This window comes from Collinsella aerofaciens ATCC 25986 (assembly GCF_010509075.1).
Taxonomy (GTDB): Bacteria; Actinomycetota; Coriobacteriia; order Coriobacteriales; family Coriobacteriaceae; genus Collinsella; species Collinsella aerofaciens.
In genome coordinates, this window is the sequence record NZ_CP048433.1 from 1,029,973 (window position 1) to 1,053,522 (window position 23,550).

Here is a 23,550-nt window from a genome sequence, read left to right on the forward strand (position 1 = left end):
GGTACCCACCACAAGAATTTACTCGGAAAGCCAGACGACAGGCTCTTTAACAGCAACAGGGCCGGAAGCATGCTCACGAAGAGTCGAGTTCTCTGAACGCTCGCACGCGATAACGAAGACCGTGGGATCGAAGCCGGCGGCGCGGACCGCGTCGAAATCGACCTCGACGAGGGGCTGGCCCGCGTCGACATGGTCACCCTGGGCAACAAGCGCATGGAAGCCCTTGCCCTCAAGCTTAACAGTGTCGATTCCGATATGCAGCATCACCTGAGCAGAGCTGTCGTCGGACATGATGCCCAGCGCGTGCTCAGTCGGAAACAGCGCCGCGACGGTGCCGGAAACAGGAGCGCACACCGTTCCCTCTTGGGGAACCACGGCAACGCCATCGCCCACGGCACGGCTGCTAAAAGCGGGGTCATTGGTATCTTCTAGATGAACAAGCTCGCCGGAAACGGGAGCGAGGATTTCGAACTCGGAAGCCGCAGTCTTCTGCTCATCCGAACCGCCCATCAGGCGAGAAAAGAAACCCATGGTGGCATGTCCCTTCATAAATATAGCCCAACCAAAATCAAGCGAATGCATCCATAGAGACACACCCGTTCAAAGACTTTGGTTAGGCCCACGTCCGAGGGACTCGGTAACCTTCCGCATTTCTTTTGACGGGAGCTATTGTAGACAAGCCCAAAGCCGGAACAACCATTATGACCGATGAACGGTATTTTTTCTCCGATAAACGGTATTTAGGCGACACTTGGGGACGTTCCATTTCTGCCGGCACCCAGGGACACTCCTTGTTTGGTGCATTGGGGTCAGGTTTGTTTGCACCAACTTGGTGCAGATGAACTGCATCCCATTTCTTGGACTTTGAAATTAAGGTTCGAGAAAAGGGAGGCATCGGAAATGCCCCGCAGGAAGAAGGCAAGATACGGTCGCGAGATGAGGACACGCGCCGCCGACCTGTTCGAGGCCGGCCTCGGCTTCGAACTCGCGGCCAAGAAGCTCGACGTTCCCGCCCCGGCGGTGAGAAAATGGCTCTACGCGTACCGGGCAACCGGGAGGAAGGGGCTGATCGGGATGGGCGAGAGCCGCAGGACCTACGACATGGAGACCAAGCTCGCCGTCGCGAGGGCCGTCGTGGACGAGGGGATGCCGCGGTCGGAGGCGATGGCCCGCTTCGGCATCGCCGCCGCCACATCGCTCGACCGCTGGTGCAGGCTGTACCGCGAGGGCGGGCCGGAGGCGCTCGAGCCGGGACGCCGCGGCAGGCCGGAGGGCCCCGGGGGGCGGACGCGCGAGCGGGAGCTCGAGGAGCGCGTGCGCAAACTCGAGGCCCAGGTGGCGTATCTAAAAAAATCGATAGCCCTGAAAGCGGAGAAGAGCTCTCAAACTGGGAGAAAGCCCAGGTCGTAGCCTCCCTTTCAGGGCACCACCGCCTATGCGACCTGCTCGCGGCCGCGCGGCTCGCGCCGTCGAGCTACCACTATGCCGTAGCGCACCCGCCGAGAGCGACCCGGCCAGAGCTCCGGGAGGCCGTGCGCGAGATCTTCTCGAGGACGGCGAACGGGTGCGGCCACCGCCAGATAGCGATGTGCCTGAGGGCCGAGCTGGGCGCGAGGATAGCGGACAAGACGGTCCTCAAGATGATGCGGGAGCTCGGCATCCGCTGCGGCATCCGCCGGGAGACCGACTACCATCGCTACAACTCCTACCGCGGCCCGGTCGGCGAGAGATTCGACAACCTGATAGCGCGTGACTTTCGCGCGGGCGCCCCGTGGGAGAAGCTCGGGACCGACGTCACGGAATTCAGGCAGCCCTGGGGCAAGGCGTACTTCGCCCCGGTCTACGACTTCTGCACGAAGGAGATCGTCTCCTGGTCGGTGTCGACGAGCCCGGACATGGCCCAGCAGGAGGAGGTGCTCAGGCGCCTGTTCGCGAGAATGCCGGCCGGGGCCTCGCCGATCGTCCACAGCGACATGGGCTGGCAGTACCAGCACCCTAGGTGGACCGGCGAGCTCAGGAGGCACGGCGCCAGGCAGAGCATGTCGAGAAAGGGCAACTGCCTAGACAACGGGGCGACGGAGCAGGTGTTCGGGCATCTCAAGGACGAGTTCTTCAGGGGCGTCGAGTGGGCCGACTTCGAGTCCTTCAAGAGGGACCTCGACGCCTACGTCGTGCATTGGAACACGAGGCGTCGCCAGGTGGCGCTCGGCGGCCTCACCCCGGTGGAGTTTCGGAAACGGCTATTGAAAGCGTCCTAGTGTTCGCTTCTAATAAAAGAAGGCCAAGATTCGGGACGCAGTTCAAGATTAACCTGACCCCATTGCACCAATCTCGCTTGCGTTAGATGAAGATCTCACATTCCCTGCGCTCGACGCAAGCCTTGCTCAGCATCTGGGTAACGGCGGCAAGTTTGTTAGGGTCAAGTTTGCGAGCATTCTGCGAGCATACGGAGACGCAACGCATGCAGGAGATGCACGCCTCGCCATCCACCTGCCTTGGATCGTCCTTGTCGATAGCTCGAACAGGGCACAACGCAGCGCAAGCACCGCAGGAGACGCAATCCTCCGTTGCATGGGGCACCATACTGTGGCCTCCAGCTTGCTTATAAGGACGATTGCCGGGAATAGAGGGCTCGGACGCAGCCCCGTCCAGTAGCTTTTGCCGGATTCGCTGCGCAAACTCTGAAAGTTGCGCCACATCCTGCGCATCCGGTCGCCCAGCAGCAAACTGACGAGCAACGGAATGCTCGGCAATGGCAGAAACCGCTGCAACCACCCTAAATCCGGCACGCTTCGCAACGTCTTCCAGCTCAATAAGCGTATCCTCAAACGCGCGGCCCCCGTAAACACAAACCAAAACAGCCCGAGCTCCGTTGCCACGCACCATTCCCAGTCGCTCAACCGCCACAGCTGGAACCCTGCCAGCATATGATGGGACGGAGATAACCGCAACGTCGCCCTTCGCCATCGAGACCCCGTGGAAATCCAACCCGCTATCGGTCAGATCGACAGTAACGATATTCCCATCCAGCGTCCCGGTCACAAGACCAGACACTTTCTCCGTTCCGCCCGTCGGACTAAGCACAATTTCGAACATGCTCATCGAACATCCTCCCCTACGCTTGGTAACACACCAAGCCGCCCGCATGCTTAGACAGAGTATACGGCGCGCGGGGAAACCCCGGTTTAGCGCAAAGGGGTCAGGTTTGTTTCCACCAACCTGGTGCAGATTAACCTGACCCCTTTGCACCAAACTATGCTGTCTGCCTCATCGATTTGCATAATTTCCGTTACAGATTGCATATATTTACATGATACCGCTGTGTTCTCCTGAGGTACCCCATCCCGGACCGTGCAAAAAACGGAGTATTCTGCAACGCGCTCGTGCCAACACCGCCGCGAGCGGGCAAAACTGTAGGGCGCTGCATCATTTTGGGTTCCGCTATAACGAGAATGACGCACCTTTGCACCGGAAAACGGAAAAGTCTGACTCAAAACGCTCGCTAGGGATATCCGAAGGCCACCGCTGGCGACGTCGAATCGTATGCAGGCAACTCGATCTGCAGAATACTCCAAAAAATGCACGGCGCACCCCATGGGACCCATTGCCGCATGGCTGAAAACGGGCCTTCAGCATCCTCCAGGTGCATTCCTGAGCAAATCACACCGGACCAACGGTCGGATGCGGCAAACAAAAGGGCCCCGAGCGTAGTTGCTCGGGGCCCTTAGTTCGCCTCGCTCTAGCGTGCGACGCGTATGTTACTTGCGCTTGCCGCCGCCGTCACCGGGGCGACGGGAGCTGCCGCCGCGCTTGCCGCCACGATTGTTGCCATAGCTGCCACGGTTATCGCGACCGCCGGCACGACCGCCGCGGGAGCCGGCCTGGTTGCCGCCGCGGCCGCCGCGATAGCCGCCACGACGCTCCTCGCGGGTATCGTCGTAGTTGCGCCAGTCATCGCGACGATCGCGGCTGGCACGCGGGTCACGACGATCGCGCGACTCGTTAGAACGACCAGCGCCGCCGCGGCCGCCATTGCTGCGAGCACCCTCGCGACGCTCGCCGCCGCGGCTACCGCGCTCTTCAAAGCGTTTGCCGCCACGGGACTCACCGCCACGGGCACCTCGCTCACCGCGGCTCTCGCCGCCGCGACGCTCATCACGGCCACCGCGCTCGTCATCACGACCGGAACGACGGCGGTCGCCCGAACCGCGCTTGCCACCGCGCGAACCGCGGCGGTCGTCCTCGCGCTCAACACGGCGACGACCGCCGCGGTCCTCGTCCTCGCGGCGACGACGATGCGCCTCGCCCTGGAACTGCTTGGCGCGGCGCTCGGCACGGTTGCCACGCGGGGCCTGCTTGACGGCGTCAGCACCGCCGCGCTCCTCGGCAGCCACCTCGCGAGCCACGCTCTCCACGGCCTCGTCCACGCGAGCTTGAACGCCCTCGCGCACGCGGGTCTTGCCGCCGCGCTTGGGACGGCTCGGGCGCTCGCCGTCGCCGCGACGCTCGCCGCAACCGCGGTTGGAACGACCGGCCACATCGCCGTAGTCATCGCCGTTGCGCTTGCCGTCGCGACGTGCCTGCTCAAGCTTCTTCTTGCTCTTGGACTTGCCGCGCTTGGTCTTCTTCTTCACCTTGAAGGCCGCAGGGTCGCGCTCGGGGTCAACCGCGGGCGGGTTGGGACCCACATGCAGGTCGCCGGCGTCATAGATGTCGGCCGTCTTGTCCATGAGCTTCTCGATCTCGTAGAACTCATCGACGTCCTGCTCGGTCACAAACGTAATGGCCCAGCCCAGCTCGCCGGCACGTCCCGTACGGCCAATACGGTGGATGTAGTCGGTCGGCTCGGCCGGCACGTCAAAGTTCACGACGTAGCGCACGTCGCTGATGTCGATGCCGCGGGCGAGCACGTCGGTCGCCACCAGCACGTCGACGGTGCCGTCGCGGAAGGCAGAAAGCGCGCGCTCGCGCTGGGCCTGGCTACGGTTGCCGTGGATCGCGGCGGCCTTGATGCCCTTGCGCTCCAGACGACGGCAGCAGCTGTCGGCGCGGTGCTTGGTACGCATAAAGACGATAGTGCGCTCCGGGCCCTCCTTTTTGAGAAACTCGGGCAGCAGGTTGTTCTTGGCCTCGATGGACACCGGGAACACAAACTGGTCGACGGTGTCGGCGGTCGACGTGGCGGGCGCGATCTCCACGCGGGCCGGGTCGCTCACCAGGTCGGTGATCTCGCCCACGGCCTCCTCGTCGAGCGTGGCCGAGAACAGCAGCGTCTGGCGCTCGGCCGGCGTCTCGCGCACAATGCGGCGGACGGCGGGCAAAAAGCCCATGTCGAGCATGCGGTCGGCCTCGTCGAGCACCAGCACCTTGACCTCGTCCAGGTGGCAGGCGCCCTGCTCGATCAGATCGACCAGACGGCCCGGCGTGGCGACCAGGATGTCGCAGCCGTACTTGAGGGCAGCGGTCTGCGGCTTGTAGCTCACGCCGCCCACGACGGTCACGGCGACATGGCCGGTGACGTCGGCAATCTTGCCGGCGACCTCATCGATCTGCTGGGCAAGCTCGCGCGTGGGGGTGATGACGAGCATCACGGGGCCGCGGCCGTTGCCCTCGGGCTTCTTGGCACCGCGACGGCGGTTGCGGCCGCCGCGCTCGCGCACGGGCTTGGGCGGAGCGATGTGCTCCAGGTTATTCATGGTCGGCAGCAAGAAGGCGGCCGTCTTGCCGGTGCCGGTCTGAGCGGCGGCAAGCAGGTCGCGGCCCTCGAGCACCACGGGGATCGAGCCGGCCTGAACAGGCGTCGGCGCCGTGTAGCCCAGGTTCTCGATAGCACGAAGCATCTCGTCCGAAAGTCCCAGCTCGTCAAAGGCAGGCAGGTTCTCGGTCGCGGACTCGACGGTCTCGGCGGCGCTGGCCTCGTCGGCAGCATCGAAGGCAGCCTGGGTCATGGCCTCGCGGGCCTCGTCCAGAATCTCGGCGTCCGTGACGTCGGATACAGAATTACGCATATGTTGTTGTTCCTTATCTGCACGCGTTATGGGCACGGCATGCGGCCGCGCGAGCGTGCTTGGTAGTGCGCTAATACATACAAAAACGGGTGCGCACAGAGAGGACGTTGCTCAGCACGCTGGCGATCGCTTTGGCAACCCTATCACGCGCCGTCCAGACGCAGCAGCTCTAAGCGATGGAGCAGATTCGCCGCCGGTTAGTATACCCGCGCTTCGCATGCCCCCACGTAAACCACAGATGACGGGGCGGACGGGGCGGGTCTGGGCCGATTGTCTCAATCTGCAACAGCTGCTCAGCAAAAACCGGCCGAACCGTTACAGATCAAGACAGAACTCAGCCACGCAAAACAAAATCTCGATTTGTAACAGTTAGAGGTCATTTTCCCTGTTAGATGTTACAGGTTGAGATGTTTGACAGGGGCTGCCAACGATTGAGCAGCCACCCTCATCTGTATCGAAATGTCATACATTTCTTTCTGTACTGGACACCCCCAGGGGGTATGGGTGTATAGTATCGGCAGGTTAACAATTCCAACACTACGCCACAGAAAGGAGAAGCCATGGCTCAAGATAAGTTCGACGTGGGCGGCATGACATGCGCCGCTTGCCAGGCGCACGTGGACCGCGCCGTGAGCAAGCTCGACGGCGTCCAAAGCGTCGCGGTCAACCTGCTCGCCGGTTCCATGATGGTCGACTATGACCCCGCGCAGGTCTCCCCCGACGATATCTGCACTGCCGTCGACCGCGCGGGCTATTCGGCCTCGCCCGTCAGCACGGGTACCGATGCCGCCAACTCAAGCGGCAACGCGCAAGCCAGATCCGGAGCCACCCATATGGAGTCGCCCACCAAAAAGCTAGAGGCCACTGCCTCCGCTATGCGCACCCGACTCATCATCTCAATCATCTTTCTTATCCCGCTGTTCTACATAGGCATGGGACACATGCTCGGCTGGCCGCTGCCCGGCATCTTCACGGACCATATCCACAGCATGACGCTCGCCCTCACCGAGCTTGTCCTGCTCATCCCCATCGTCTACATCAACGACGCGTACTTTATCAACGGCTTCAAATCACTCGTGCACGGCGCGCCCACCATGGACGCCCTCATCGCCGTCGGTGCCACCGCTTCCATTGCCTGGTCGCTCTACGCCATGTTTATCATGGCCGACCAGCTGGCCGCCGGGCAGGTTCACGAGGCTATGATGACAGGCATGGACAACCTGTATTTTGAGAGCGCCGGCACCATCCTGTCGCTCGTCACCGTGGGCAAATATCTCGAGACGCGCAGCAAGTCCAAAACCGGCGGCGCTATCGAGGCACTCATCGACCTAGCACCCAAGACCGCGACCGTCGTTGCCGACGACGGCACCGAGACCACCGTCGACGTCGACAGCATCCTTCCCGGCCAGGTCCTGCGTGTGCGCCCCGGCGAGTCTATCCCTGTCGACGGCGTGGTACTCGAGGGCGCGTCGGCCGTGGACGAGAGCGCGCTCACCGGCGAGTCCATCCCCGTGGAAAAGGCCGCCGGTGACACCGTCAACGCCGCCACGGTCAACCGCACCGGATCGTTTACCTTCCGTGCCACACGCGTGGGCGCCGACACGTCGCTTGCCAAGATCATCCAGCTTGTCGAGGACGCCAACGCCACCAAGGCGCCCATTGCCCGCATGGCCGATAAGGTCGCCGGCGTGTTTGTGCCCGTGGTGTTTGCAATCTCGGCCGTGACCTTTGTGGCGTGGATGGCACTGACCGGCAGCGTGAACGAGGCGCTCACCTCCGCCGTGGCCGTGCTGGTGATCAGCTGCCCGTGCGCGCTGGGCCTGGCCACGCCCGTCGCCATTATGGTGGGCACCGGCAAGGGCGCCGAGATGGGCATCCTGTTTAAGAGCGCCGAGGCGCTGGAGAATCTGCGCAACGTGGGCACCGTGGTGCTCGATAAGACGGGCACCGTCACCCGCGGCAAGCCGGCCGTGACCGATATCGTGGTTGCAGCGCGCGCCGACGGCTCGCCCGCCATGAGTGAAAAGGCGCTGCTCAAGCTTGCCGCCGCACTAGAGCGCCAGAGTGAGCACCCACTGGCCGAGGCGATTATGGCCGAGTGCGAAACGCGCGGAATCGTCGCACGCATGGTCGAGGACTTTGCCGCCGTGCCCGGACGAGGCGTTACGGCACGCGAGGGGCAGAATACCATCGCAGCCGGCAACGTTCGTCTGATGAACGAGTTGGGTGCTGCCGTGCCTACGGACCTTGCCGAGCAATTTGCCACCGAGGGCAAAACGCCGCTGTTCTTTGCCAAGAACAGCGAGCTCGTTGGCACCATCGCCGTGGCTGACGAGGTCAAAGAAACGAGTGCCGAGGCCATCGCCGCGCTCCGCAAGCTCGGCGTCGACGTGCGCATGCTCACCGGTGACAACCGCGTGACAGCAGAGGCCATCGCCCGCCGCGTGGGACTCACCAGCGAGCAGGTTATCGCCGACGTTCTTCCCGCCGACAAGGAGCGCCACGTGCGCGAACTGCAGGATGCGGGCGGCAAGGTCGCCATGGTGGGCGACGGCATCAACGACTCCCCCGCCCTGGCGCGCTCCGACGTGGGCCTCGCTATCGGCACCGGCGCCGACATCGCCAAGGAGGGCGCCGACGTGGTACTCATGCGCAGCGACCTCATGGACGTCGCCCGCGCCATCGAGCTTTCGCGCGCCACGATCCGCAACATCAAGCAGGACCTGTTCTGGGCACTGTTCTACAACGGCATCGGCATTCCGCTGGCGGCGGGCGTGTTCTTCCCGCTCACCGGATGGCAGCTCTCGCCGATGTTTGGCGCCGCGGCCATGAGCCTGTCGAGCGTGTGCGTCGTAAGCAATGCGCTGCGCCTGAAATCCTTTAAGCCTAAAGTGGCAAAATAGGCTCACCATTACGTCCATTTAGAACGGGTTTTCCAGGTGCCCGAGATTGACCTGAAAGAGGAGCGACGCGTACTTCGGTACGCGCGCGACGGCCTGAAGGTCAAGGTCGGGTGCCTGGGAAAGCCGACACAACAGAGAGGAATACCCATGCGTTACACAATCAAGACTTCGGGCCTCATGTGCGGCCACTGCGACGCTACTGTCGAGACGGCACTGCTCAACGTGGCCGGCGTGACCGACGCCGACGCCGATCACGAGACCCAGACCGTCCAGGTGGAGTGCGCCGACACCGTGACCGCCGAGCAGCTCGCCGCCGCCGTCGAGGGCGCCGGCGAGAAATTCCATGCCCTGTCCGTAACCGCCGCGTAGCAGGCGCCACCTACTCCATCCTCAGAAGTTGCGGTGAAATACGGACTGTTGTGCCGCCCTAGGCCTTTAAACGGTCCGTATTTCACCGCAACTGACGGGGACATCCGGAAGATCGACCAGAAACGAGGACCCGCCATGATGGCAGACCATAAATCGGTGACCCGCATGCTCAAGACGGCACGCGGCCAGATCGACGGCATCCTACGGATGGTCGAGGAGGACCGTTACTGCGTCGATATTTCCACGCAGCTCATGGCAACGCAGGCGCTCATTGCGCGCATCAACGCCGACGTGCTCAAGGCGCATATCGAGGGCTGCGTAACTTCGGCAATCGAATCGGGCGACGAAGACCTCAAAGCCGCCAAGCTCGCCGAAATCGAACGCGTCGTCGACAAGCTCTCCAAGTAATAGGGGCATTGGGGACAGACTTCTTTTGAACTGCATCCCATTTCTTGGACTTTGAAATTAAGGTTCGAGAAAAGGGAGGCATCGGAAATGCCCCGCAGGAAGAAGGCAAGATACGGTCGCGAGATGAGGGCACGCGCCGCCGACCTGTTCGAGGCCGGCCTCGGCTTCGAACTCGCGGCCAAGAAGCTCGACGTTCCCGCCCCGGCGGTGAGAAAATGGCTCTACGCGTACCGGGCAACCGGGAGGAAGGGGCTGATCGGGATGGGCGAGAGCCGCAGGACCTACGACATGGAGACCAAGCTCGCCGTCGCGAGGGCCGTCGTGGACGAGGGGATGCCGCGGTCGGAGGCGATGGCCCGCTTCGGCATCGCCGCCGCCACATCGCTCGACCGCTGGTGCAGGCTGTACCGCGAGGGCGGGCCGGAGGCGCTCGAGCCGGGACGCCGCGGCAGGCCGGAGGGCCCCGGGGGGCGGACGCGCGAGCGGGAGCTCGAGGAGCGCGTGCGCAAACTCGAGGCCCAGGTGGCGTATCTAAAAAAATCGATAGCCCTGAAAGCGGAGAAGAGCTCTCAAACTGGGAGAAAGCCCAGGTCGTAGCCTCCCTTTCAGGGCACCACCGCCTATGCGACCTGCTCGCGGCCGCGCGGCTCGCGCCGTCGAGCTACCACTATGCCGTAGCGCACCCGCCGAGAGCGACCCGGCCAGAGCTCCGGGAGGCCGTGCGCGAGATCTTCTCGAGGACGGCGAACGGGTGCGGCCACCGCCAGATAGCGATGTGCCTGAGGGCCGAGCTGGGCGCGAGGATAGCGGACAAGACGGTCCTCAAGATGATGCGGGAGCTCGGCATCCGCTGCGGCATCCGCCGGGAGACCGACTACCATCGCTACAACTCCTACCGCGGCCCGGTCGGCGAGAGATTCGACAACCTGATAGCGCGTGACTTTCGCGCGGGCGCCCCGTGGGAGAAGCTCGGGACCGACGTCACGGAATTCAGGCAGCCCTGGGGCAAGGCGTACTTCGCCCCGGTCTACGACTTCTGCACGAAGGAGATCGTCTCCTGGTCGGTGTCGACGAGCCCGGACATGGCCCAGCAGGAGGAGGTGCTCAGGCGCCTGTTCGCGAGAATGCCGGCCGGGGCCTCGCCGATCGTCCACAGCGACATGGGCTGGCAGTACCAGCACCCTAGGTGGACCGGCGAGCTCAGGAGGCACGGCGCCAGGCAGAGCATGTCGAGAAAGGGCAACTGCCTAGACAACGGGGCGACGGAGCAGGTGTTCGGGCATCTCAAGGACGAGTTCTTCAGGGGCGTCGAGTGGGCCGACTTCGAGTCCTTCAAGAGGGACCTCGACGCCTACGTCGTGCATTGGAACACGAGGCGTCGCCAGGTGGCGCTCGGCGGCCTCACCCCGGTGGAGTTTCGGAAACGGCTATTGAAAGCGTCCTAGTGTTCGCTTCTAATAAAAGAAGGCCAAGATTCGGGACGCAGTTCAAGATTAACCTGTCCCCCTTGCTCTAAATCGGGTATAAAGGCGTGCAGCATATCGAACGAAAGGCAATTTGCATGAATGACTTTATGAAGGGTCGCAATGGTGCCGATGAACTCACCATCGTGATGGGTTTTGCCGGCATCGTCATCGCGATGATCGGATCGATAGCCCGCATCCAGTGGCTCAGCTGGATCGCCATCGCCGTAATCGTACTCGGCGTGCTGCGTGGCCTGTCCAAAAACATCGATGCCCGCCGCAAGGAAAATGATTCCTTCGTTGCCGCGACTGCCAACGTCCCCTGCCTGGGCAAATTCGTCGCCAGCTTGGGCGGCGGGACTGCGGCCGCAAACGCTTCGCATGCCGCTGGTACCAGCAAGGAAGACTTTGAGCGCGCCAAGCGCACGGCCAAGAAGATGTGGAAGGGCCGCAAGACCACGGCGTACCTCAAGTGCCCCAACTGCGGCCAGATGCTGTCCGTCCCCAAGGGCAAGGGCAAGATCCGCGTCACCTGCCCCAAGTGCCACGCCAAGATGGAAACGCGCTCCTAGCGCCCGCACGCGGGACAAATAAATCAGGTTTGTTTGTCCCAATTCTTAAGTATTTGTTCGATAAAAAAGCCGAGGCCTCGTGTTGAGACCTCGGCTTTTTGTATGCGGCAACGGAGCTGTCCCTTTGTCTCGTCTACGCCACACCGTCGCGGGCCAGCTCCTCGGCAAGCGCTGCGGCAGGCATGGCCATAATCGCGTCGAGCTCGGCGTCCACCTCGGGAATGCGCTTCACCTTGAGCTTGCGCACCAGATCGCCACGGCACATCACGTGCGTCGGCTCACGCAGTGCGCACAGGTCATCGAGCGGGTTCTTGCGCGTCACCAAGATATCGGCGGCCTTGCCGCACTCGATCGTGCCAGTCTCGCCGTCCAGCGCCAGCAGCTCGGCGTTGACTTGCGTAGCCGTATGCAGTGCGAAGGCGTTGCTCACGCCGACATACTTGGCAAAATAGGCCACCTCACGCCACATGTCGTACTGCGTCACGAACGGGCAGCTCGAGTCCGTGCCCAGGCCCACCTTAACGCCAGCTTCCAGTGCGGCACGGGCGCTCTCGATAATGCCCGAGCACACGATATCGCCGTTCTTCTTTTGCGTATCGGTCGAATGGGTCTTTTTCGGGTCGAGCAATACAAACGGCAGCGCCGGGCCGATCGTGCAGGTAACACTGGGCGCACGCCCCTCGAGTTGCGTGCCCGCGGCGCCACGGTACAGCTCCAGAATCTCGGGCGTCATCGGGGCACCGTGCTCGATCGTGTCAACGCCGGCCTCAAGCGCGGCCATCACGCCCTCGGTACTCTCGACATGGGCCATAACCGGCAGGCCCACCTCGTGCGCAGCCTTGCACGCCGCCGCGGCAACCTCCACCGGCATACGCAGCACGCCCGGCTCGCCCACCTCGGTCGCGTCGAACACGCCGCCCGTTACGAACAGCTTAATGACGTCGGCACCGCGCACATACAGGTCGCGCACCTGTTCGGCTGCCTCGGCGGGACTGTTTGCCACCTGGGCGAACAAGCCCGCACCATGGCCGCCCGGAACCGTGACGCCCGTTCCCGGCGCCACCAGGCGAGGACCTTGATACTTGCCGGCATCGATAGCATCGCGCACGGCCAGATCGGCAAACAGTGGGTCGCCCGCGCCGCGCACCGTGGTCACGCCGCTTGCCAGTTGTTGTTGGGCGCTGCCCTTAAGAATATGGCGCACGATGGCACGCCCCACGGGGTTATCGAGCTTCTTCATCAACGCACCCGCATCGCCCGCCGAAACCGGCTTGCCCGAACCGCACAGGTGCACGTGCATATTGATGAGACCGGGCATGAGATACGCACCACCCAGGTCGATAACCTCGGCACCCGCGGGCGCCTGCGCCACAGCACTCGGCCCCATCCAGGTGATGACGCCGCGCTCAACAGTCACGGCCATATCGGGTTGCGGCTCCATATGTTCCGAACCATCCAGGACGGTCGCATTGATAAACAACGTGGAACGATCGGCAGACGCCATATCGAGCTCCTCCCTCACGATTAACTTGAACATTTGTCCATTATCACCTAATGCAGCGACCTAAAGTCGAGCATATCGGTTAACGGAGGGAAGAGGGGATGTGGGGGACGGAATACGTTGCAGTCCCACCCCAGCGACACCAGGGAAATGTCTCGATCTGTAACAGTTACGGGCCCAAACAGCCGCCAAACGTTACAGATCGAGACAAAGTCAGGGGCAGCAGGGCGACACCAGTCACATCCCCTACTCCCACTCCTGCTCGTAGATGTTGAGGGACTTTACGTACCGCCCCTGGGCGCCCATGATGTCGCGGACCAGACGCAAGAAGAAGCTGATGCACGAGGTGTCAAAGCCATCCTGCAGGTCCTCCGGATGCACCGCACCAGGCCCATCGACCGCCGTGTCACTCAGGCGTGCGATGTCATACAGATAGAGTTGTCCCGCCGTCAGCCAGACATCGTCGACGCAGGCGAGGCGCACCGCAATCGCTCCGTCGCTCCAATGCTCCTTTTGCACGATATGCGGGTCGTAGACATCAAAGCGACGGTCGGCGCGCGTGTCCTTCAGCGCGACCATACCAGTCGCAGGATCCTTGTCCAAAATGCCAAAGCGCGAGAAATACTGCGTGTCGCGTACCTGCTCGAGCCGCTTGAGCGCGGCAGGCGAAAGCGATGTCGGCGGCTCTTCAACATACAGCTCGAGCAGCGTCTTGCCATGGCGATAGGGGCGCTCAAACAACAGCCAATCGGTAAACGCCATGTTGTAGGCCATGATTTCGTTTTGAGAAGGTTCCTCGCAATAGCTGAGCCACGGATCGACGATAATCTCGAACTGCTCGCGCGCCGGCTCCAGGAATTGAAACTTCCGCAGCATCCAAAAGTGAGCCATGTCGGCAATATCGTTGCCGACAGCTTCAGCCAGCTGTGCTCGGTCAAAAACTTGGTCAGTCATGGCATCCTCCTCAAACTGATGGACCTCAATTTGAGCTTACGAGGAGGGCGAGCAACCACTGTCAGCGCGGGCAAAATAGGCCTTCGACTGCAAACCAGATGCTAACCAAACACTTGACGGGACACTTGACCGAATGAGCGCACCGCAAAGAAACCGCAGGTAGACATAGACAGTCAGTTCACTCATTTGAGGCAAGCGCCCGCTACCGCCACAGAAAGAGCAGAGTAGCGCAGCCGCAAACGTCGACAAATGAACACTTGCACGTCAATAAATGACAAAATCGCCCGCGAACTCGCAAGGAGTGTCCCAGACTGCCGGCAAAAAAGGAACGTCCCCAGCTGCCGGCACTTGGGGACGTTCCTCATGTGCCGGCCGTTGGGGACAGCCCTTGACGATTCAGTTGTAGACAGCCGCCTTACAGCTCCAGCGCCTCGGCGACTTCGGCTGCACAGGCCAGGGCATCCGCCATGGCACTCACCACGAGCGAGCTGCCGTTGCGGGCATCACCGGCCACATACACCGGCGCGGCATCCGCGGCGACACCCTCCGTGCGAGCCGCGAGGTGCGAGCCCTCGGCAGCCATCACCGGCAGCGGACGCCCAACGGTAGCAACAGGCACGCTCACCGCATCGAACACGCTATGCTCCGGACCCGTAAAGCCGCAGGCGATGAGCACCAGCTGTGCCGGCACCTCGCGCTCGGAGCCCGCGATGCGCTCGGGCTTGCCGGCCGACCAATCTAGATCGACTACGCGCAGACCCGCGGCCGCGCCCTTCTTGTCCAGCAACACTTCGAGCGTATCCACACCCCAGGCACGCATCTCGCCACCCATCGCAGCGATAGCCTCCTGCTGGCCGTAGTCGGTCTTCTTAACGTTGGGCCACTGCGGCCAAGGGTTGCTCACCGCACGCTTATCGGGCGCAGCCGGCAAGAACTCAAACTGGCGCACGCTGCGCGCACCCTGGCGCACCGCGGTACCCACGCAGTCGTTGCCGGTATCGCCGCCGCCAATGACCACAACGTCCAGGCCGCGCGCGTTCACCGCGGGCTCACCGCCATCGAGTACCGAGACGGTCGAAGCCGTCAGGTAGTCCACGGCATACACCACGCCCGGGGCATCCACATTCGTAGCCGAAAGACCGCGGGGCGCACGAGCACCGGCAGCCACCACAACGGCGTCAAAGCCATTGAGCTTGGCCGCCACCGCAGGGTTCGTAACGTCAGCACCCAGCTCAAAGACAATACCCAACTCACGCATGAGCGCCACGCGACGCTCGACCACGGACTTCTCGAGCTTCATGTTGGGAATGCCGTACATGAGCAGACCACCCGGGCGGTCGTCACGCTCAAACACCGTCACGCGGGCGCCACGACGCGCAAGCTCCCATGCCGCCACCAGACCAGCAGGACCGGAGCCCACCACGGCAACCGTGGGTGCGCCCTCCCCCGCCGGCTCAAAACGACGCGGACCGCCATTTGCCCATTCGTGGTCGCTGATCGCACGCTCGTTGTCGTGAATCGTCGTGGGCTGACCGTCGACCGAACCCAGGTTGCACGCGGCCTCGCAAAGCGCCGGGCACACGCGACTCGTAAACTCGGGCATGGGCGAGGTGAGCGACAGGCGCTCGGCAGCCTCGTCCCAGCGGCCGCGGTACACCAGCTCGTTCCACTCGGGAATCAGGTTGTGCAGGGGGCAGCCGCTCGGGCGTGCCTTGCCAAAGCTCGCACCCATCTGGCAAAACGCCACGCCGCACATCATGCAGCGGCTCGCCTGGGCGCGGCGCGCATCGTCATCGAGCTCCACGTACAGCGGATCGAAATCGCGGCTGCGCTCCTCCACGGGGCGAAGCTCGTGGGCCACGCGATCGATATCAAGAAAAGCACCGGGCTTACCCATGGCACTTACGCCTCCTTCTTGGTCGAAGCAACAGAGCTGGCAGCCACGGACGCAGCGCCTACAGCACCGCCCGCGGCATCAAAGCGAGCGACATCCGCGGCACTCGCGCGACCGGTCACGATGTCAAACGCCAGCTCCTCAGCCTGCGCATGCGTCTTGCCCACAGCCTCGGCCGCAGCGACAATCGCCAGCACGCGCTCGTACTCGGTCGGAATGACCTTCACAAAGTGCTTGCTCATCGTCTCAAAGCTGTAGAGCAGCTTAATGCCGCGCGGGCTCTGCGTCGCGTCCACGTGCTCTTGGATGAGCTCGCGAATCTGCGCCAGCTCGCCGGCCGTCGGGGCCTTGAGCTCAACGCTCTCGTGGTTCACACGGGCATCGAGCGTGCCGTACTGGTCAAAGACATAGGCCACGCCGCCTGTCATGCCGGCGGCAAAATTCTGCCCGACCTCGCCCAGGATGAGCGCCAGACCGCCCGTCATATACTCGCAGCCATGGTTGCCGCAGCCTTCGACCACCACGGTGGCACCGGAGTTGCGCACGGCAAAACGCTGGCCGGCAAGACCGTTAATGAAGCCACGGCCGCTCGTGGCGCCAAAGAACGCAACGTTGCCCACGATGATGTTCTCGTCGAACTTGTAGGTCGCATGCGGGTTGGGGCGCACCGACACCTCGCCGCCCGAAAGGCCCTTGCCAAAGTAGTCGTTGGCGTCGCCGCACACGTTGAGCGTAATGCCGCGCGGCAGGAAGGCGCCAAAGCTCTGACCGGCCGAGCCATCGCAATCGATGGTGATGGAGCCGGCGGGCAGACCCTCGGGATGCGCCTTAGTCACCGCGTTGCCCAAGATGGTGCCGACGCAGCGGTTGACGTTGGCGATATCGGCGCGGAAGCGAATCGGACGCAGGTGCGCACGGGCATCGGCCGTATAGGGCACAAACAACGTGGAGTCGAGCGTCTTGTCGAGCTCGCTGTCCGCGGCCATCTGCGGCAGGAAGTGGCGACCGTCGGCGCCCGGAATATGCGCACCGAACTCGCAGGTCGCGCTCGCCAGCACGGGCGACAGATCGAGCAGGTTTGCTTTGCGGTTGCCCGGGACCTCGATCTGGCGTAAGCACTCGGGATGACCGACCATCTCGTCGACGGTGCGGAAGCCCAGGCTCGCCATGACCTCGCGCAGCTGCTCGGCAACAAAGAGCATAAAGTGCTCAACGTGCTCGGGCTTGCCGCGGAAGCCGCGACGCAGGCGGCAGTTTTGCGTAGCGATGCCGGCCGGGCAGGTGTCCTGCTGGCAGTCGCGCTGCATGAGGCAACCCATGGAGATGAGCGGCATGGTCGCAAAGCCAAACTCCTCGGCACCCAGCAGACAGGCGACGGCGACGTCGGTGCCGTCCATGAGCTTGCCGTCGGCTTCGAGCACCACGCGCGAGCGCAGGCCGTTTTGCAGCAGCGTCTGCTGAGCCTCGGCGAGGCCAAGCTCCAACGGCAGACCCGCATGCCAGATAGAGTCGCGCGCAGCGGCACCCGAGCCGCCATTGTGGCCGCTGATCAAGATCTTGTCGGCAGCACCCTTGGCCACACCGGTGGCGATGGTGCCGACGCCAGCCTCGCTGACCAGCTTGACCGACACGCGCGCGCCGGGGTTGGCGTTCTTAAGGTCAAAGATCAGCTCTGCCAGGTCCTCGATAGAGTAGATGTCGTGGTGCGGCGGAGGCGAGATCAGGCCGATGCCGGGCGTAGACTGACGGACCTCGGCGATCCAGGGGTAGACCTTCTTGCCGGGCAGGTGGCCACCCTCGCCGGGCTTGGCGCCCTGGGCCATCTTGATCTGAATCTCGAAGGCGCTGCACAGATAGCGGCTCATCACGCCAAAGCGCGCACTTGCTACCTGCTTGATGGCGGAGTTCTTGGAGTCTCCGTTAGCCAGCGGGGTCTCGCGACGCGGATCCTCGCCGCCCTCGCCGGAGTTGGAACGGCCGTGCAGGCGGTTCATGGCGATGGCCATGCACTCGTGTGCCTCTTTGCTGATGGAGCCATATGACATGGCGCCGGTGTTAAAGCGGCGGACGATGTTGAGTGCGGACTCGACCTCGTCGAGTGCCACCGGAGTGCGGCCGCTGGCATCAAAGTCCAGCAGGTCGCGCAGGCGCACGGCACGGCCGGTGCGGTGCAGGCGGGCGCTGTACTCCTTAAAGGTGTCGTAGCTGTCCTCACGGCAGGCGGTCTGCAGCAGGTAGACAGTTTGCGGATCGATGAGGTGATCCTCGCCGCCGAGCGGGCGCCACTTGGTCAGACCCAGCGTGGGCAGCTGATCGGGAGCCGGGCTCTTAAGGATAGCGAGCGCGGCGTCGTAGCGCTCATTCTGCTCGCGCTCGACGTCCTCGACACCCATACCGCCCACACGGCTCACCGTGCCGGCGAAGTACGCGTTGACGAACTCCGGAGTGAAGCCCACGGCCTCGAAGATCTGCGCGGAGTGGTAGCTCTGCACCGTGGAGATGCCCATCTTGGACATGATGGAAACGATGCCGGCAGTCGCAGCCTTGTTGTAGTTGGCGATGCCCTGCTCGGCTGTCACGTCCAGATCGCCGTGCGCCGCCAAGTCGCGAATGCACGAATGCGCGTTGTACGGATAGATACCGCTCGCGGAGTAGCCCACCAGTGCAGCAAAGTCGTGCGGGGACACGGCGTCGCCGCACTCCACCACGATGTCGGCAAAGGTACGCACGCCGGCGCGAATCAGGTGGTTGTGCACGCAGCCCACGGCGAGCAGCGACGGTACGGGCACCTCGCCCGCAGCGGCACGATCGCTCAACACCACGATGTTCACGCCGTCGCGGACCGCGGCCTCAACGTCCTCTGCAAGCTGTTTGAGTGCAGCCTGCAGCGCGCCCTCACCCGCGTCGCGGCGGTACACGGCACGGAAACGGCGGGTCTTAAAGCCCACGCGGTCGATGGCGCAGATACGCTCGAACTTCTCCTCGCTCAGCAGTGGGCGCTCCAAGCGCACCAGCTGGCAGGCCGTACGAGAGTCCTCGAGCAGGTTGCCGTGGTTGCCCAGGTAGAGCGTGGTCGAGGTGACCATATGCTCGCGAAGGGCGTCGATCGGCGGGTTCGTGACCTGGGCGAACAGCTGATAGAAGTAGTCAAAGAACGAGCGCGTCTTCTTGGACAGGCAGGCCAGCGGCGCATCGATACCCATCGAGGCGAGCGGCGCCTTGCCCTGCTGGGCCATGGGACGCACGACTTCGTCAACATCATCCCAGTGATACCCGAGCTTGGCCATGCGCACGGCGGCGGGCACCTCGGTATCCTCGGCGGGCGCGGGCGCGACGGGCTTGTCGAGCGCGTCGACGGTCAGCGTCTCCTCGGCGATCCAGTCGCGATAGGGCTTTTCCTTGGCGTAACGGGCGCGCAGCTCGTCGTTGTAGATGACGCGGCCGCGGGCAAAATCGACCTCGAGCATCTGGCCCGGTCCCAGACAGCCGCTCGTCAGGATGTTCTCGGGGCTCACCTCGATGGTGCCCACCTCGCTCGCCAGCATAAAGCGGCCGTCGCGCGTCACGTAGTAGCGGGCGGGGCGCAGGCCGTTACGGTCGAGGGCGGCACCCAGGGTACGGCCGTCGGTAAAGGCGATAGCGGCAGGACCGTCCCACGGCTCCATGAGCATGGACTGGTAAGCGTCGTAGGCGCGGCGCTCCTCACTCAGGCTGTCGTTGTGGTCCCACGGCTCAGGCAGTAACATGGACGCGGCACGCGTAAGCGGGCGACCGTTCATGACCAAAAACTCAAGCACGTTGTCCAGAATCGCGGAGTCGGAACCCTCGCGGTTAATGATGGGCATCACGCGCTCAAGATCGTGCTGCAGCACGGGGCTGTACAGGTTGGGTTCGCGGGCGCGGATCCAGTTGACATTGCCCTTGAGGGTGTTGATCTCGCCGTTGTGGATGATAAAGCGGTTGGGGTGCGCGCGCTCCCAACTGGGCGTGGTGTTGGTGGAGTAGCGCGAGTGGACGAGCGCCACGGCCGTCTTGACGGCGGCGTCGTTGAGATCGATGAAGAAGCGGCGCATCTGCGTGGCGACCAGCATACCCTTGTACACGATGGTGCGCAAGCTCATGGAGCACACGTAGAAGATCTTGTCGCGCAGGGCAAACTCGGCGTCGGCCTTTTTCTCGATGGTGCGGCGGCACACGTATAGGCGGCGCTCAAAGGCATCACCGGCGGGCGTGTCGTCCGGACGGCCCAGGAAGGCCTGCAGGATGGTAGGCATGCAGGCGCGGGCCGTCTCGCCCAGGTCGTGCGGGTCGACCGGCACCTCACGCCAAAAGAGCAGCGGAACGCCGGCTTCGGCGCAGCCCTCCTCAAACACGCGACGGGCATCCTCTACGCCCTTGCCGTCCTGCGGGAAGAACAGCATGGCCACGCCATAGTCGCCCTCTGCCGGCAGAATCTGGCCGCACTTTTGGGCCTCTTTACGGAAAAAGTGATGCGGAACCTGGAACAGGATGCCGGCGCCGTCGCCGGTGTTCTTCTCGAGTCCCGTGCCGCCGCGGTGCTCCAAGTTGACCAGAATGGACAGTGCGTCGTCCAGGATCTGGTGATGGCGCTCGCCGTTGATATCGGCAAGCGCGCCGATGCCGCATGCATCGTGGTCGAATTCGGGGCGATAAAGGCCCTGCTGTTGAGCGGAATCTGCCTGCATCGCGATCCTCCCCTAGCTATTAGACAGTCAGTTGACTAGGCATACTAGGTGCATCGCCGGCCCGTTGTGTTTCCCGCCCGTTTCGAAACAATCGCGTAACGCACGCCCTACGAGTGGACACCGCCGACCTCAAGGACGGCAACAAGGGCCCAAGTTCGACCTGTAAACTCACCGCTTCAAACATCTCAATCTGTAACAGGAGGAGCCGATTTTGGCGCTTAGATGTTACAGATTGAGATTTTCTGCAGGACAGTTTTGGTTTATCTCAATCTGTAACACGAAGGGCCGGTTTTTGCAGCTAACTGTTACAGATCGAGATATTCCATAGGACCATTTCTTCCTGTCTTGATCTGTAACACCTAGACCCAATTTCCATCCCCAGTTGTTACAGATCAAGACATTTCGGCAATCCCCTTTCCCCACCCCATTCAAATACAACAATTTTGTTAGTCTTGGTTAACTTTTTAGCATAAAACGGGTATCCTTTGCGGCGTCAAACAAACGGCACGCAGGAGCTCACCATGCTCAACCATCTCAAACAACACTTTGGCTCGCACCGCACCGGAGGCCACGGAGGTCTGGATATCGCCCGGCATATCGGCCCCGGGCTGCTCGTGACCGTCGGCTTTATCGATCCGGGCAACTGGGCCTCCAACATGGCCGCCGGCTCGCAGTTTGGCTACGCGCTGCTGTGGATCGTCACGCTGTCCACGATCATGCTGATCGTCTTGCAGCACAACGCGGCGCACCTGGGCATCGCCACGGGCGCCTGCCTTGCCGAGGCCACGACCCGCTTTCTCCCCCGCTTCGTTGGGCGCACGGTGCTCGCCAGTGCCTATCTCGCGACCATCGCCACCGCCATGGCCGAAGTCCTGGGTGGCGCGATTGCCCTTCAAATGCTCTTTGGGCTGCCCGTGCGCGCGGGCTGCGTCATCGTGGCGGCAGTATCGATGGCGATGCTCATGACGAGCTCCTACAAGCGCGCCGAGCGATGGATCATCGCCTTCGTCGGCGTGGTAGGACTCTCGTTTTTGGCTGAGCTCACGCTGGTCAAGGTCGACTGGCCGCAGGCCGCCGCAAGCTGGATCACACCCAGTATGCCCACCGGCTCGGCCGCGATTATCGTAAGTGTCCTAGGCGCGGTCGTTATGCCTCACAACCTCTTCCTGCACTCCGAGGTCATCCAATCCATGCACTTCGAAGGCCAAGGCGAGCAGGTTATCGAGGAACGTCTGCGCTACGAGCTCTTCGACACGCTCTTTTCGATGGGCGTGGGCTGGGCGATCAACTCGGCCATGGTCATCCTGGCCGCAACGACCTTCTTTGCGCACGGCATTGTCGTAGACGACCTCGCCGTCGCAGCGGACACGCTCTCCCCCATTCTGGGCCCGGCAAGCTCGACCATCTTTGCGGTGGCACTGCTGTTTGCGGGCATATCGAGTAGTGTGACGGCGGGCATGGCGGCGGGCACCATCACCGCGGGCATGTTCGACGAGGAATACAACATCCACGACCGGCATTCATCGATTGGAGTGGCGGTCTGTTTCGTCGGCGCAGTGGCTGCGTGCCTGATCGTCCTGAATCCTTTTGAGGGTCTCATCTGGAGTCAGGCGCTGCTGTCGCTTCAGTTGCCGATTACGGTCTTTGTGCTCATACGACTCACCAGTTCGCCCCGCGTTATGGGCAAATACGCCAACTCGCGCCCGCTCAACGCGCTGCTCGTAGGGATCGGCGTCATCGTGACGATTCTCGACATCGTGCTGCTAACGGGGATGTAATTGGGATGGCGTGGCTGTCCAGATATAACGTCCCAATCTGTAACACGTAAGGCCGTTTTAAACCGTCAGATAAATCAAAAAGGTCCCAGCCGGAATATCCAGCCGGGACCCTTGGACAGAGCTCTGTATGGCTAATCGCCGTGTGTCTACGAGCTACTCCTCGACAAGCTCAAACTCATCGGGACCAACGCCGCACACCGGGCACACGTAATCCTCGGGCAGCTCGGGCGTGTCGACCTCAACCTCGTAACCGCAAACGGTGCACACAAACTTATACGTCTTCTTCTCCTCAGCCATGATGTTCTCCTCTCGAACGCGACTGGTGATGTACTTCGCTTATTAGTATAGGTTCTTAATAATATAATGCAAGTATTTTTAGAACATTTCTAGCCTTGATACGACGAGGCTTTGGGCGGTGTCTTGCCCTTCAAGACCTTGTGATAGTAGTCATAGGTCAGCGAGGCCTCGCTGCTCAAGCGCTCGGCATCCTCCACCTCGCCAATAAAGAGCAGGTGCGTGCCCACATCCACGGTATCAATCAGACGGCAGCTAAACAGGGCCGCCGCGTGCTCGGGCACATAGGGCATGCCCAGAGCCGTCTCGCGGGTCTCGTATTTGGCAAACTTGTCATAATCGCTGCTGGTGCGGAACCCAAAGTTACCGATGTAGAGCATGTCGGCGGTCTGATCGATCACGGTCAGCGCGAACGCTTTGGCCGATGCGATGACGCCCGAGGTGACATTGTCCTTGTTCACGGCAATCGAGATGCGCGGCGGGACGGACGTCACCTGCACCGCTGTGTTGATAACGCAGCCGGCGCGCAGCCCGTCGGCCGCGGCGCTCACCACATACAGGCCGCTCGGCATCGTAAAGAACGCAGTTTTGTCCATAACGATCACTCCCCTAGCTCGGGTTGGAACCTCATGAATGTATGTACCCACAAAAAAGGCGGCACCCATAACGGACGCCGCCTTTGAGACATATGTGTCAGAAC

General features: G+C 62.6%; 18 protein-coding genes. 9 read left to right on the forward strand and 9 right to left on the reverse strand.

What is annotated here, in order from left to right; all coding sequences use genetic code 11:
* Window positions 1-18 precede the first annotated feature (18 nt).
* Window positions 19-531, reverse strand: coding sequence for a PTS sugar transporter subunit IIA (locus GXM19_RS04755; protein ID WP_050766136.1), 513 nt, complete (start codon window positions 529-531; stop codon window positions 19-21).
* 369 nt (window positions 532-900) lie between these two features.
* Between GXM19_RS04755 and GXM19_RS11085 the strand changes: the two genes are divergently transcribed.
* Window positions 901-1,410: a helix-turn-helix domain-containing protein gene (locus GXM19_RS11085; RefSeq protein WP_006234611.1), complete on the forward strand. Its 510-nt coding sequence runs from the start codon at window positions 901-903 to the stop codon at window positions 1,408-1,410.
* Complete coding sequence (locus GXM19_RS04765; protein ID WP_082222915.1) at window positions 1,353-2,258, forward strand: IS3 family transposase; 906 nt, start codon at window positions 1,353-1,355, stop codon at window positions 2,256-2,258. Before GXM19_RS11085 ends, GXM19_RS04765 begins: the two co-directional genes overlap by 58 nt.
* 82 nt (window positions 2,259-2,340) lie before the next feature.
* Here the strand turns inward: GXM19_RS04765 and GXM19_RS04770 are convergent, their stop codons facing one another.
* On the reverse strand, window positions 2,341-3,102 hold the full coding sequence (locus GXM19_RS04770; protein WP_006235342.1) for a 4Fe-4S binding protein: 762 nt from the start codon (window positions 3,100-3,102) through the stop codon (window positions 2,341-2,343).
* A 656-nt stretch (window positions 3,103-3,758) separates the two neighbouring features.
* Entirely contained in the window at window positions 3,759-6,008 is a 2,250-nt protein-coding gene (locus GXM19_RS04775; RefSeq protein ID WP_006235340.1) for a DEAD/DEAH box helicase, read from the reverse strand.
* A gap of 560 nt (window positions 6,009-6,568) precedes the next feature.
* Between GXM19_RS04775 and GXM19_RS04780 the strand changes: the two genes are divergently transcribed.
* From GXM19_RS04780 to GXM19_RS04805, 6 genes are all read left to right on the forward strand, one after another.
* The gene (locus tag GXM19_RS04780; RefSeq protein ID WP_006235339.1) at window positions 6,569-8,911 is read left to right on the forward strand and encodes a heavy metal translocating P-type ATPase; all 2,343 of its coding nucleotides are present in this window, start codon (window positions 6,569-6,571) and stop codon (window positions 8,909-8,911) included.
* A 147-nt stretch (window positions 8,912-9,058) separates the two neighbouring features.
* Window positions 9,059-9,280, forward strand: a complete 222-nt coding sequence (locus tag GXM19_RS04785; RefSeq protein ID WP_006235338.1) for a heavy-metal-associated domain-containing protein — start codon at window positions 9,059-9,061, stop codon at window positions 9,278-9,280.
* Between the two features lie 135 nt (window positions 9,281-9,415).
* Window positions 9,416-9,688 (forward strand): metal-sensing transcriptional repressor, encoded by a 273-nt coding sequence (locus tag GXM19_RS04790; RefSeq protein WP_006235337.1) that lies wholly within the window; start codon window positions 9,416-9,418, stop codon window positions 9,686-9,688.
* Window positions 9,689-9,775: 87 nt separating this feature from the next.
* Window positions 9,776-10,285, forward strand: a complete 510-nt coding sequence (locus tag GXM19_RS11090; RefSeq protein WP_006234481.1) for a helix-turn-helix domain-containing protein — start codon at window positions 9,776-9,778, stop codon at window positions 10,283-10,285.
* Window positions 10,228-11,133, forward strand: a complete 906-nt coding sequence (locus tag GXM19_RS04800) for an IS3 family transposase (protein ID WP_082222915.1) — start codon at window positions 10,228-10,230, stop codon at window positions 11,131-11,133. Before GXM19_RS11090 ends, GXM19_RS04800 begins: the two co-directional genes overlap by 58 nt.
* A 116-nt stretch (window positions 11,134-11,249) precedes the next feature.
* A complete protein-coding gene (locus GXM19_RS04805) occupies window positions 11,250-11,723 on the forward strand; it encodes a hypothetical protein (protein WP_006235336.1) in 474 nt (157 codons plus the stop codon).
* 133 nt (window positions 11,724-11,856) lie between these two features.
* Here GXM19_RS04805 and GXM19_RS04810 read toward each other — a convergent pair whose 3' ends face one another.
* The 4 genes from GXM19_RS04810 to gltB all read right to left on the reverse strand — a co-directional run bounded on the left by GXM19_RS04810 (window position 11,857) and on the right by gltB (window position 20,778).
* Window positions 11,857-13,260 carry an amidohydrolase family protein gene (locus GXM19_RS04810; RefSeq protein ID WP_006235335.1) on the reverse strand — a complete coding sequence of 468 codons (1,404 nt, stop codon included), beginning with the start codon at window positions 13,258-13,260 and terminating at the stop codon, window positions 11,857-11,859.
* Between the two features lie 210 nt (window positions 13,261-13,470).
* Window positions 13,471-14,178 carry a hypothetical protein gene (locus GXM19_RS04815; RefSeq protein ID WP_006235333.1) on the reverse strand — a complete coding sequence of 236 codons (708 nt, stop codon included), beginning with the start codon at window positions 14,176-14,178 and terminating at the stop codon, window positions 13,471-13,473.
* A gap of 415 nt (window positions 14,179-14,593) precedes the next feature.
* Window positions 14,594-16,075 carry a glutamate synthase subunit beta gene (locus GXM19_RS04820; RefSeq protein WP_006235332.1) on the reverse strand — a complete coding sequence of 494 codons (1,482 nt, stop codon included), beginning with the start codon at window positions 16,073-16,075 and terminating at the stop codon, window positions 14,594-14,596.
* A gap of 5 nt (window positions 16,076-16,080) precedes the next feature.
* On the reverse strand, window positions 16,081-20,778 hold the full coding sequence (gene gltB, locus GXM19_RS04825) for a glutamate synthase large subunit (protein ID WP_006235330.1): 4,698 nt from the start codon (window positions 20,776-20,778) through the stop codon (window positions 16,081-16,083).
* A 521-nt stretch (window positions 20,779-21,299) separates the two neighbouring features.
* On the opposite strand from gltB, the gene GXM19_RS04830 reads away from it, so the two are divergent.
* Complete coding sequence (locus GXM19_RS04830; RefSeq protein WP_006235328.1) at window positions 21,300-22,556, forward strand: Nramp family divalent metal transporter; 1,257 nt, start codon at window positions 21,300-21,302, stop codon at window positions 22,554-22,556.
* A 153-nt stretch (window positions 22,557-22,709) separates the two neighbouring features.
* Here GXM19_RS04830 and GXM19_RS04835 read toward each other — a convergent pair whose 3' ends face one another.
* Both GXM19_RS04835 and GXM19_RS04840 read right to left on the reverse strand, forming a co-directional pair.
* Window positions 22,710-22,853 (reverse strand): rubredoxin-like domain-containing protein, encoded by a 144-nt coding sequence (locus tag GXM19_RS04835; RefSeq protein WP_006235327.1) that lies wholly within the window; start codon window positions 22,851-22,853, stop codon window positions 22,710-22,712.
* 89 nt (window positions 22,854-22,942) lie between these two features.
* The gene (locus GXM19_RS04840; RefSeq protein WP_040359251.1) at window positions 22,943-23,446 is read right to left on the reverse strand and encodes a flavin reductase family protein; all 504 of its coding nucleotides are present in this window, start codon (window positions 23,444-23,446) and stop codon (window positions 22,943-22,945) included.
* Window positions 23,447-23,550 lie beyond the last annotated feature (104 nt).